Source organism: Streptomyces sp. NPDC006283, assembly GCF_040613325.1.
Classification (GTDB): domain Bacteria; phylum Actinomycetota; class Actinomycetes; order Streptomycetales; family Streptomycetaceae; genus Streptomyces.
On record NZ_JBEXRZ010000224.1, the window covers coordinates 1 to 11,802 of the forward strand.

9 protein-coding genes and 1 pseudogene are annotated in these 11,802 nt (G+C 72.4%); 4 read left to right on the forward strand and 6 right to left on the reverse strand.

Annotation, left to right across the window (positions count from 1 at the left end):
• A pseudogene (locus tag ABZ070_RS30690) lies at nt 1–1,074 on the reverse strand (hypothetical protein); the annotation flags it as partial.
• Nucleotides 1,075–1,345: 271 nt separating this feature from the next.
• On the opposite strand from ABZ070_RS30690, the gene ABZ070_RS30695 reads away from it, so the two are divergent.
• Nucleotides 1,346–3,403 (forward strand): PhoX family protein, encoded by a 2,058-nt coding sequence (locus tag ABZ070_RS30695; RefSeq protein ID WP_356638594.1) that lies wholly within the window; start codon nt 1,346–1,348, stop codon nt 3,401–3,403.
• Between the two features lie 10 nt (nt 3,404–3,413).
• Here ABZ070_RS30695 and ABZ070_RS30700 read toward each other — a convergent pair whose 3' ends face one another.
• A complete protein-coding gene (locus tag ABZ070_RS30700) occupies nt 3,414–4,373 on the reverse strand; it encodes a hypothetical protein (RefSeq protein WP_356638595.1) in 960 nt (319 codons plus the stop codon).
• A gap of 50 nt (nt 4,374–4,423) precedes the next feature.
• Nucleotides 4,424–5,893 carry an APC family permease gene (locus tag ABZ070_RS30705; protein WP_356638596.1) on the reverse strand — a complete coding sequence of 490 codons (1,470 nt, stop codon included), beginning with the start codon at nt 5,891–5,893 and terminating at the stop codon, nt 4,424–4,426.
• 295 nt (nt 5,894–6,188) lie between these two features.
• Between ABZ070_RS30705 and ABZ070_RS30710 the strand changes: the two genes are divergently transcribed.
• Nucleotides 6,189–6,593, forward strand: coding sequence for an RNA-binding S4 domain-containing protein (locus ABZ070_RS30710; protein ID WP_356638597.1), 405 nt, complete (start codon nt 6,189–6,191; stop codon nt 6,591–6,593).
• Nucleotides 6,594–6,674: 81 nt separating this feature from the next.
• On the opposite strand, the gene ABZ070_RS30715 is transcribed toward ABZ070_RS30710, so the two are convergent.
• The 3 genes from ABZ070_RS30715 to ABZ070_RS30725 form a co-directional block, all read right to left on the reverse strand.
• Complete coding sequence (locus ABZ070_RS30715; RefSeq protein WP_356638598.1) at nt 6,675–8,636, reverse strand: FUSC family protein; 1,962 nt, start codon at nt 8,634–8,636, stop codon at nt 6,675–6,677.
• Nucleotides 8,637–8,843: 207 nt separating this feature from the next.
• On the reverse strand, nt 8,844–9,101 hold the full coding sequence (locus tag ABZ070_RS30720; RefSeq protein WP_356638599.1) for a DUF2630 family protein: 258 nt from the start codon (nt 9,099–9,101) through the stop codon (nt 8,844–8,846).
• A gap of 84 nt (nt 9,102–9,185) precedes the next feature.
• Nucleotides 9,186–10,151, reverse strand: a complete 966-nt coding sequence (locus tag ABZ070_RS30725; protein ID WP_356638600.1) for an NADP-dependent oxidoreductase — start codon at nt 10,149–10,151, stop codon at nt 9,186–9,188.
• Between the two features lie 165 nt (nt 10,152–10,316).
• On the opposite strand from ABZ070_RS30725, the gene ABZ070_RS30730 reads away from it, so the two are divergent.
• Both ABZ070_RS30730 and ABZ070_RS30735 read left to right on the forward strand, forming a co-directional pair.
• Complete coding sequence (locus ABZ070_RS30730) at nt 10,317–10,724, forward strand: hypothetical protein (RefSeq protein WP_356638601.1); 408 nt, start codon at nt 10,317–10,319, stop codon at nt 10,722–10,724.
• A gap of 342 nt (nt 10,725–11,066) precedes the next feature.
• The coding region (locus ABZ070_RS30735; RefSeq protein WP_356638602.1) for an ATP-binding cassette domain-containing protein at nt 11,067–11,802 on the forward strand (736 nt) is incomplete at its 3' end.

An 11,802-nucleotide genomic window follows, 5' to 3' on the forward strand; every position in this document is an offset into this window, starting at 1 on the left:
GGCCGGGCCGTCGGCGTCGTCGGGTGCGACCGCTTCCGCAGGTGCGGCGTCCGGTGCGGCGTCCGGTGCGGCGTCGGTCTGCGGCTCGGCCGCGTCCTGGGCGGGCTCGGCGTCGGCGGCGACGGCTTCCGCAGGTGCGGCGTCCGATGCAGGGGCGTCGGCCTTCGGCTCGACTGCGGCGGGCGCGATGGCCTCCGCGTCGGGCGCCGGCTTCGCGTCGACCGGGTCGGCCAGGTTCGCGGCGTCGTCGGCTGCGACCGCTTCCGCAGCTGTGGCGTCCGGCGTGGCGGTGTCGGCCTGCGGCTCGGCCGCGTCCTGCGCGGGCTCGGCGTCGGCGGCGACCGCTTCCGCACTTGTGGCGTCCTCGTCGGGCGCGATGGCCTCGACGTCGGGTGCGGGCTCCGCTTCGGCCGGATCGGGCGCGGCGGTGGCGGGCTCCGTTGTGGCCTCCTCGGCCGCGGTGGTGGTGCTGGTGTTCTCTTCGGCGTCGGCTGCGACCGCTTCCGCAGCTGTGGCGTCCGGCGTGGCGGTGTCGGCCTGCGGCTCGGCCGCGTCCTGCGCGGGCTCGACGTCGGCTGCGACCGCTTCCGCAGGTGTGGCGTCGGGTGTGGGGGCGTCGGCCTGCGGCTCGACTGCGTCGGGCGCGATGGCCTCCGCGTCGGGCGCGGACTCCGCGTCGACCGGGTCGGCCAGGTTCGCGGCGTCGTCGGTCGCGGCCGCTTCCGTAGCTGTGGCGTCCGGGGCGGGGGCGTCGGTCTGCGGCTCGGCCGCGTCGGGCGCGATGGCCTCCGCGTCGGGCGCGGGCTTCGCGTCGGACGGCGTCGGCTTCGTCGACGGGGTGCCCGTGGACTGCGACGGGACCGAGGGGGTGCGGGGGCGGGGGGTCGCGTTGTCGAAGGCCGCAGAGACCAGATCCGCCGCCCGGTCGGCCGCCGTCTGCGAAGGCACCGTCGCCGACGCCTCCGTGGCCGGTTCCGAGCGCTCGGTCTGGGCCGGAACGGAGGCTGCCGCCGACTCGTTACGCTCAGCACGGTCGCGTCCGAACACTTTGCGCAGCAAGCTCCGAATACCCATGGGCGAGGCCTTTCGCATGAGTTGGGTGCGGTGACTGTCCGCCTGCCCTTGCAACGCAGGCCAGGGCGGACACGTAAGGTTAGCGGCCGCCCGGCTCGCCCTTGGGGAGGGCACCCGCAAGCTACGCCCACACACCCCAACCGCGCTCCGTCCGTGCCGCATTCATCCCTCGTTCATCCTGCGTCCGCCGTCGTGCAGATGTGCGCCCCTACCGTCATGGCCGGAAACATTCCGACACCATGTCGGCGCAGGTGCGCCGAAGGAGGACGAAGTGCGCAAACTGCTGCCGCTGTTGAACACGACTCCGCACGCGGGCGGACGCTCCGCTCTCACCTGCCGCTACCGCTGCGGCGACGCCTGCTTCCACGAGGTCCCGAACACCAGCGACAACGAGTACGTCGGCGATGTCATAGCGAGCGCCCTGTCGCGCCGCTCGATGATGCGTGCCGCCGCCGTCGTGACCGTCGCCGCGGCGGCCGGCGGCGCGGCCGTGGTGCAGGGCGGCCGGCCCGCGCAGGCGGCGACCCCGGCAGGGTACGAAACCGGCAAGTCCGGTAAGTCCGACGGCGCCCGCGGCCTCCGCTTCGTCCCCGTCGCGCCCAACAAGGACGACAAGGTCACCGTCCCCGAGGGCTACGAGCAGAGCATCGTCATCCGCTGGGGCGAGCCCATTCTCCGTGGCGCCCCCGCCTTCGACCCGGACAGGCAGTCGGCGAAGGCGCAGGCCGGTCAGTTCGGCTACAACAACGACTTCCTCAGTCTGCTGCCGCTGAAGGGCGAGCGCGGTCGTCAGGTCCTCGTCGCGAACCACGAGTACACGGACGAGATGCTGATGTTCAAGGGGTACGACCCCGAGAACCCGACCCGCGAGCAGGTCGAGATCGCCTGGGCCGCGCACGGTCTGTCGGTCGTCGTGGTCCAGGAGGAGCACCGGTCCGGCAGGCTCACCCCGGTGACGCGCCACCCGCTCAACCGCCGTCTGACGGCGACGAGCGAGTTCGAGCTCACGGGCCCCGCCGCGGGCGGCAAGCTGCTGCGTACGAGCGCCGACCCGTCGGGCACCAAGGTGCTCGGCACGCTCAACAACTGCGCCGGCGGCACCACCCCGTGGGGCACGATCCTGTCGGGCGAGGAGAACTTCAACCAGTACTTCGCGGGCGGCTCGAGCGCGACGGACAAGCGCTACGGTGTCGGCTCGGGCGCCACCGAGCGCAAGTGGGAGCGCTTCGACAAGCGCTTCGACGTCAAGCAGGAGCCCAACGAGATCCACCGGCACGGCTGGGTCGTCGAGCTCGACCCGTACGACCCCGACTCGACGCCCGCCAAGCGCACCGCGCTGGGTCGTTTCAAGCACGAGGCCGCGCAGCCGCGTCTCACCGACGACGGCCGGCCGGTCGTGTACATGGGCGACGACGAGCGCTTCGACTACTTCTACAAGTTCGTCTCGTCGAAGCGGATGAAGAAGGGCGGCAGCCGTGCCGCCCGCGCGCACAACCGCACGCTGCTCGACGAGGGCACCCTCTACGTCGCCAGGCTCACCGGTGACTCGCCGGGCGAGGTCGACGGCACCGGCAAGCTCCCGAACGACGGCGAGTTCGACGGCTCCGGCGTGTGGATCCCGCTCGCGACGGGCGACGTCTCGCACGTGCCCGGAATGACCGCGGAGGAGGTGTACGTCTTCACCCGTCTCGCCGGTGACAAGGTCGGCGCGACGAAGATGGACCGCCCCGAGGACGTCGAGCCGAGCCCCCGCACCGGCCGGGTCTATGTCGCCCTCACCAACAACACCGATCGCGGCAAGCCCGGCAAGGCCGGCGCCGACGAGGCCAACCCGCGCAACCTCAACAAGCACGGGCAGGTCCTGGAGCTCGCCGAGCACTGGGACGATCCGGCCTCCGACGGCTTCGCCTGGCGCCTGTTCCTGGTCGCCGGCGACCCGAACGACCCGGCCACGTACTTCGCGGGCTACCCGAAGGACAAGGTCAGCCAGATCTCCTGCCCGGACAACCTGGCCTTCGACCCGCACGGCAACCTGTGGATCTCCACCGACGGTGCTCAGCTCGGTTCGCACGACGGCCTGTTCGGTGTCGCGACCCGCGGTGAACGCCGCGGTGAGCTCAAGCAGTTCCTGACCGTGCCGACCGGTGCGGAGACGTGCGGCCCGATCGTCCAGGACCGCCGTGTCCTGGTGGCGGTGCAGCACCCGGGCGAGGTCGACGGCGCGTCCGTCGAGAAGCCCGCGAGCGCCTGGCCCGACGGGCCGGGCAGGATGGTCCGCCCGTCGGTCGTCGCCGTCTACCGCAGGGACGGGCGCGACATCGGAGCATGACCGGTGGCGCTCACGGGGTGGCGCTCAGATGGGTGCGCCACCTCGTGAACTGCTCCGCCGCATCTCCCGTGTACGCCCACGGGAGATGCGCGGCACGTTTTCCCAGCAGCTGGAACAGTCCGCGCGCCTCCAGCCGCAGACCTGCGTGACAGGCGGCGTGCACAAGGTAGTTGAGCTCGCCGATCTCCTGAGGTGCGACGGGGCCGTCCGTGCGCCACAGGATCCACCGCTCCCAGGTGCGGCGGATCTCCGTGATCGCCAGCTCGTGTTTCCAGTGCTGGTCGAAGCCGCGCACCACCCGGCCCTGTGCGCCGTCGGCGACGTACCGGTACTCCTCCGCCCGCGCGATCTGCACCAGCACCGGCAGCGGCGACCCGGGCGGCGACGCGCCTGCCGCGTCCCGTGCGAAGTCGTACATCCTGCCGTGCGTGCCGTGCCAGCGGGCCGAGTGGTAGCGCAGCAACTGCACGTGACCCTCGACGTTGTACGGGTCGCGCCGGCGCATCTCGTCCCACCAGCGCCGCAGTTCACGACGCGGCACCCCGTCCTCGTACAGTCTGGCGATCGTCAGCAGCGACACCCACGGCATCGGGTCGGCGGGGTGGGCGTCGGCGGCGAGGAAGCAGGAGCGGACCGCGGCGTCGAGCCGCGCCCGGTCGGTGCCGGCTCCGCGGCCCGCGGCGATCGCCACCTGGAAGGCCCGTACGACCTCCGTGGCCGCGCGCAGGACCGCCGCGTCGGGACTGGCCGGTTCCGCCGCGCGCCATATCTCGGCGGCGGAGGAACCGGCCGCGGCGTGGGCGAGCAGCCGGAGCCGGTGTGTGCGCAGGGGCCAGTCGTCGCCGGTGGCGACGAGCAGGTCACGGACGCCCTGCCAGCGGCCGATAACGATGTCGTGCAGGGTTTCGGCGAGTGGCCGGTCCCCGAAGGCGGGATCGAAGTCGGGTACGAATCGGCGGCGTGCGACCATCTGCGGCACTTCCCTCGGCGGTGCATGCGTGCGTTGCGTGCGTAAGGCGTTCAGAAGTCCGTGGCCAGGGCCTTGTCGGCGTAGTGCGCGCGGTGGGGATCGCCGCCCCCGCCGTCCGACTCGAGCGCGCTGGTCGCGTCCAGGCGGGCGGGCCGGTAGTAGGCACTGCCCCGCCGCCAATAGTGGATCATCGGTACGAGCCCGGCGGCGAGGCCACCGATGCCGATCGCGACCGACGCGCCGCTCAGCTCGCCGAGCGACTCGAAGAAGATCCACAGCATGAACAGAGCGCCGAGCAGCGGCCAGGCGCCGCTGAGCAGGAAATCGCGTACGGAGGTCAGCAGCATTCTGCGGTAGGCGACGACGGCGGCGATGCCGGCGAGTCCGTAGTAGAGGGCGATCTGGAGGCCTATCGCGGCGACCGCTGCGGTGACGACGTCCCTGACGGAGCCGAGTGCGGTGGACGCCCCGAACATGGCGAGCGCGACGACGCCGACCACGCAGACGGCCGCCCAGGGCGTGTTCCAGCGGCGGTGCACCAGCCCGAGCGCGGCGGGCATCGTACGGTCGCGGCCCATCGCGAACAGTGAGCGGGTGACCTGGATCAGCGTCGTCTCCAGGGTGGCGACGGTCGACAGCAGTACGGCGACGACCAGCAGTTTTCCGCCCACGCCCGGCCAGATCGCGGCGCCCAGGACGGCCAGTACGTTCGATCCGGCGGCCTGGATCTCCCCGGCCGTCAGGATGACGTTGACGGCGACGGTGAACGCCTCGAAGAGCAGGAACACCACGCCGATGCCGACGAGCGCGCCGAGTCCCGAGGTGCGGCGGCTGTCGCGGATCTCCTCGCTGAGGTTGCTGGTGACGTCCCAGCCCCAGTAGTAGAAGGCGGCGATCAGTGCCCCGGAGGCGAAGCCCGCCGGACCGTCGAAGTGCGAGAAGCCGAACCACGACCAGTCGAAGGCGGCAGCGGCGCCTTCGTGCAGCAGCGCGGCGCCGATGAAGAAGAGCAGGATCACCGATTCGACACCGGTCAGCAGGAGTTGGGCCCGCACGGTCAGTCGCGCTCCGCCCAGCACGACGAGCAGCATGGCGAGGAACCAGCCCGCGCCGACGGTCGTCGCGAGGGCCGGGTTGTCGGCGAGTTCCGGGTCGAAGAGCGCCAGCGTCATCGCGCCCGCGGGCAGCGAACCCGCCACCATGAAGATCGTCGCAGAGACGACCAGCGCCCATCCGGACAGGAATCCGAGGAACGGATGGAGGGTCCTGCCGACCCAGGAGTAGCCCGCACCGGCGTTGACGTCGATACGGCCGAGCCTGCCGAAGGCGAGAACGATGCCGAGCATGGGTATCGCGCAGTACAGCAGCGCGGCAGGGCCGGCGAACCCGACGGTGGCGACGAGCACGGCCGTGGTGGCCGCGATCGAGTAGGCGGGGGCGCTGCCGGCCACGGCCATGACGACGGTGTCGAACGTCCCGAGGACATTGGGCCGTAGCCCTCTGCCGGAGCTGCTGCGCATGGAAATCTCCGAATGCCCTTGTGCCGTACGGGATATGGCGACACGTCAGAAACCGAACGCCCGTGTACGGAGTGAACGCCTCCGTGAGGGGAGATCGTGCGCATCGTAGTCGGATGTGTGCGCTGTGGTGAGGGGGCGGGGTGCGGCCCACCCGCACGAGTCCCGCACCTGGTGGTGAGGGGCGTTCGCGCGATCCTGGGAACAGGGCGGTGCGGGGCCCGGACGCAGGGGGTGCGGGCCCCGGGCGCCCGTAATGTCCGCCCGTGAGCGGGGCCCGGGTCGTAGAGTCGGGTACATGGCTGCAGAGGGTTCGTCCACGTCAGGCGAGGGCACCGTACGGGTCGACGTCTGGATCTGGTCCGTACGGCTCACCAAGACCCGCTCGCAGGCCTCGGCCGCATGCCGTGCCGGCCATGTGCGGGTCAACGGCGAGCGCGTCAAGCCCGCCCAGGCGCTGCGCGTCGGTGACCAGGTGCGGGTGTTCCACGCCGGGCGGGAGCGCCTTGTGGTCGTCTCGAAGATCGTGCGCAAGCGGGTCGGCCCGCCGGTCGCGGTGCAGGCGTACGTGGACAACAGTCCGCCGCCCCCGCCCAAGGAGTTCACGGCCCCCGCGGCGGTACGGGACCGGGGCGCCGGCCGCCCGACGAAGCGTGACAGGCGGGAGCTGGAGCGGCTTCACGGCGGTCGGCCGAAGGCCTGAAGGGCCTCGCCCGCTCGCCGTCAGGACGGCCCCGGTCACCGAGGGGCCGCCCCTCGGCGTCTGCCTCGCCCGCGTTTCGGCTCACGTCGGCGGCGCCGGCGACGCGATCGCCCGCGCCGCTCGGACCTCCTGCCGCAGCGGCGCCAGCACGCCCTCCTCGTCGCCGGGCAACTCGGCCCGTACCTCCACCAGCACCTCGCTCGAACGCATGCCGTCCGCCAGCTCCCGCAACTGCCGCTCGATCCCGGCGACCTCGTCGTCGCCGGGCGGCTGCGCCCCGTGGTCCACGCGCACCCTTGCCGCGGTCGTCGCGTCCACGATCCGCTCGGCGGCGACGACCAGCGGCCACCAGGCCGCGGCGCGCGCCCCGGTCGGCGGCGGCTCGGTCAGGGCGCGCTGGAACTCGGAGCGCACGGAGGACAGGTCCCGGTAGATCCGCCGCCGGGCACGCACCCGCTCGGCGTGGTCCATGCCGCCGAACGCGCAGGCCACGTACTGGGCGGCGTCCTCGACGCACTGCGCCAGCCGGTCCCCGATGCGGGTGTGCCAGCTCTCCGGCCACAGCAGATAGCCCGCCACCAGCGCGATCGCACACCCCATGAGGCTGTCCACCAGTCGCGGCAGCACCAGATGGAAACCCTGGCGGTTGAGGATGTCCGAGAGCATCAGGATCACCGGGGTGATGGCCGCTGTCTGGAAGGCGTACCCCTTCGCGGAGAACGCCGGGATCAGCGCCGCGAGCACCATCATCACCGGCACGTCCCACCAGCCTCGCTCCACGACCGCCAGCACGGCCGCCGCCACGAGCAGCCCGGCGGCCGTGCCGAGCGCACGCAGCACCGCACGGGAGAACACCGAGCCGAAGTCGGGCTTGAGGACGAACGTGACGGTGAGCGCCACCCAGTACGAACGTGTCACCGGCACCAGCGACACCAGTGACTGCGCCAGCCCGATGCAGAGGGCGAGCCGGAGACCGTACCTCCAGGACGGCTCGGAGAGCAGCATGTCGCGCACGGCCCGCCGTGCCCTGACGCGCAGCGCGGCGGGCCGGCCGAGCCGGTCGTCGACACCCGTCAGGTCGTGGTCCGTCTTGTGGACGACGACCGAGGCGTGGCGCAGCGCGCTGTTGACCGCCCGGTCGGCGGGACCGTCCGGTTCGGGCAGGGTGAGTTCGGGGGCGGTCGTGCGGCCCTGCGCCACTGAGTCGGCCAAGTCGCGTACGGCGGCGGCGATTTCGGGGCGGCGCGACGCCCGCCCGTACCGGTGCGCGGCGGCCGCCGCCTCGACCAGCGGGATGACGACGTTCAGTTGGGCGAGCAGTTGCACCAGGGGACCGCGCCGCCCGTGGTCGCGTGCGCGCCGGGCGAGGATCAGGTCGTACGCGGTGTTGAGCGCCTGGGTGACGTCCTGACGGCGGGCGTCGTACGTGGTGGTGCCCGCGGCCGCGAACAGGTCGGCGACGCTGCGGTAGGTCGCGGCGACCGCCGACTGCTCGGGGACACGTCCGCGCAGAGGCCAGCCCAGCAGCGCCAGTACGAGGACGAACATCCCGCCGAGCGTCAGCAGCAGCGGCGCGTTCCACCAGGGCCCCGGCATCGGCAGCCCGGCCCCGACCACCGCGTTGAGCAGGAGCAGGAGCCCTGACACGGAGGCCACCGCGCCGATGGAAGAGATCATTCCGGAGACGAGGGCGACGAGGGTCAGAGCGCCGACCGCCCACCAGCCCTCCCCATGTACGAGGGCGCCCAGTGTGACGCCGACCGCGCCGAAGAACTGGGGGACGGCGATGTTGAGCAGCCGCATCCGGTAGGCGTCGGCGGTGTCACCGATGACGCCGGACAGCGCGCCCATCGACACCAGCGCCCCGTAATCGGGGCGGCCCACGGCGAGCCCGACGGCCAGTGGGGCGGCCAGAGCGACGGCCGCCCGGCCGACGGCGGCCTTGGGGACGGGCGTGGAGTGCGGCAGCAGGCCCTGCACCAGCCAGTTGGGCGGCGTCAGCCGTCCCGTGCGTTTGCCCGTGCCGCCCTCGGGTTCTCCCATGGTCATCAAGAGACCCCGAACAGGCCGCCGGACGCAAGCTCCGCAGCCACCCGTCCCGCAGCCACCCGTCCCGCTGCCGCCCGTCCCGCTGCCGCCCGTCCCGCCGCGGACTGTCCCGCGTCGGCCCGTCCCGCGTCGGCCCGTCCCGCAGCGACCCGCTCCGCGGAGGTCCCGTTCACCTGTCGGCCCGTCCCGCGTCGGTCCCGTTCAGCTGCGGTAGTTCTCCACCTCGTCCGCGGGCCGTTCCTTCACCGTGCCGGGGTCCTCGCCGAACTCGGCCTTGGCGCGGCGCCGGCGCAGCACGTCCCAGCACTGGTCGAGCCGGATCTCCAGCTCCCGCAGGCGGGCCTGGTCCTCCGGGCCGAGGCCCTGCTGCTCGGTGGCGCGGTCGCGCAGGGCGCGTTCCTCCGCGACGAGATTGCCGATGTTGTCGATGATCTGTTCGTCGACGTGTTCGTTGTCCATGGCGTCTGCTCCGTGCTTCGGCTTGTGCTCCGTGCTCCGTGCTCCGTGACGGCACGGGTGCCCCGGGTTCCTCTCGGATGGGTGTCACAAAACGAAGACCGTTTTGCCCCGCGCACCTCCCGCCCGGTTCTGCATCAGGGCATCCGGTGCCTTCTCCAACGGCAGTTCGACGTCGACCGGAATCCGCAGCGCCCCCTCCGCGGCAGCGGCGGCGAGCGCGTCGAGCAGCGTCGGCGAAGGGCGCAGCCGGAAGCCGACGCCCTTGACACCGTCCGCGAGTGGCGTGGCGCCGGCGTCGAAGCGGGTCGCGACGGCCACCGCGCCCGCTCTGCCGAGCCTCGCGTGGACGGCGAACGACTCCGGGGTCCCGGCCACCAGATCGGCCACGGCGTCGACGCCGTCCGGGCACGCCCGCCGCACCGCACCGGCCGTGTCCTCCGCGGTGGCGTCGACGGTGAAGGCCGCCCCGAGTCCTCTCATCCGCCGTCGCTCGTCACCACGCACCACGGCCACGACGCGTACGCCGCGGTCCGCGGCGAGCTGGGTGAGCAGGCAGCCGACGCCGCCGGCGGCGCCGAGGACGAGAAGGCTCTCTCCGGCCCGCACGCCGGTCAGGTCGAGCAACCGCACCGCGGCCGTCCCGGCAGTGGGCAGCAGCGCCGCGTCACGCAGAGCAAGGCCTTCGGGTACGAACGCGACCGGGCCGTCCTGCGGCACCGACACGTACTCGGCGTAGCTGCCCGCCGAGTGGCCCGAGGCGCGGCCGAACACGGCGTCGCCCACCCGGAAACGGTTGTCGCCCGGGCCCACGACGTCCACCTTGCCGGCGAAGTCGGCGCCGAGCACCAGAGGGAAGGGCTGCGGGGACTCCGGCTGCGGGACCCGGCCCCGACCGCTCGACGGGAGAGCGTCGTCGGCGATCTGCCAGTCGAGGGGGTTGAGCGACGCGTACTCGATCTTGACGACGACCTCGCCCTGCTCGGGCTCGGGCTTCGGGAGCTGGATCAGCTCGGGCTCCGCACCGAACTCCCTGACCGCGACAGCACGCATGCGCCATGCCTCCTGACCGAACGGCCCCCGGTGGCTCGCACCACGTCCCCACTCTCACCCGGCCGGGCGGCCGGCGCACATCGTGCTGCCCAGGAGTTGCCTGCGGGCGTCCGCGGGTGTGCCCTGTAGAAGGGGTGTGGGGGGACAGGGAAGGAGCTCTCCGCCATGGCCACACACGCAGCGTTGCCGACCGGCAGGCGGCACCGGACACATGGAGAACAGCACCACAGCCCCCTCGCCTGGGCGGTGCCGGTCACCCTGGGCCTGACGTTCGGCATCTGGGCCGCCTTCATCCAGCGCGTGGAGGACGGTGGCGTCGCCACCTGGGGTCAATGGATCCTCGGCGTGATCACCGCGGTGGTCATCGGGGCGCTGACGTTCGGTCTGGGCCGCGTCCAGCACGCACTGCCGCGCGAACTGCGCGCCCTCGCGTACGGCGCGCTGGCCGGGGCGGTCATCGGCTTCCTGACCAGTCTGGCCGGCGGAAGCGTCCTGAGAGCCGCGGGCATCGGTGTCGCGGTGGGGGTGGCGGTGGGGGCGGCGGCGTTCTACGCCTTCTACACGCACGAGTGACGGGGGCGGACGTGCCCGGGAGCGTGCCGCTCCCGGGCCTCCCCCTTTTCCGGGTGTCGCCACTCCCGTGCTGACCTGCGCGAAGGCATCGTCGAGGGGGCGGTGCCCGGATTCACCCCCTGCTTCCCCACGTCTCGCGCGGCCGCCGGATCCGATCCGGTGGCCGCGGCCCTCGTGCTCGGCCGCGACCCCGGTTCGGCTCATGGGGGCCTTGCCCTGTGCGAGGCCGGTGCGGTACGCCCTAGTGACTGCTGACACCGCCTGCCCGCCGACCGATGACTTTCGCCGGCCGACCGCGTCTGCATTGCATCGCTCGGACGGACAGGAACCGAAGGACTGACGATGAGTACAGATCTGGCAATCGAGACCACCGGACTGGTGAAGGTCTTCGGTGACAACCGCGCCGTGGACGGCGTCGATCTCCGAGTGCCGGCCGGCACGGTCTACGGAGTCCTCGGTCCCAACGGCGCGGGCAAGACGACTACGGTCCGGATGCTGGCCACGCTGCTCCGCCCGGACGCCGGTGAGGCCCTGGTCTTCGGCAAGGACGTGCAGAAGGACGCGGACGCCGTCCGCAGCCGGGTCAGCCTCACCGGGCAGTACGCCTCGGTCGACGAGGACCTCACCGGCTCGGAGAACCTGGTCCTTCTCGCCCGGCTGCTCGGCCACGCGAAGGCCGCAGCGCGGGAGCGCGCCGCCCAGTTGCTGGAGGCGTTCGGTCTGCGTGAGGCCTCGGACAAGCAGGTGAAGAACTACTCGGGCGGCATGCGGCGCCGGATCGACATCGCCGCGTCCATCCTCAACACCCCCGACCTGCTGTTCCTGGACGAGCCCACCACCGGCCTCGACCCGCGCAGCCGCAACCAGGTCTGGGACATCGTGCGCGCCGTCGTCGCCCAGGGCACCACCGTGCTGCTGACGACGCAGTATCTGGACGAGGCCGACCATCTGGCGTCGCGTATCGCCGTGATCGACCACGGCAGGGTGATCGCGGAGGGCACGAAGGGCGAACTGAAGGCATCCGTCGGCTCCGGCGCGGTGCATCTGCGGCTGCGCGAGGCCGATCAGCGGCCCGAGG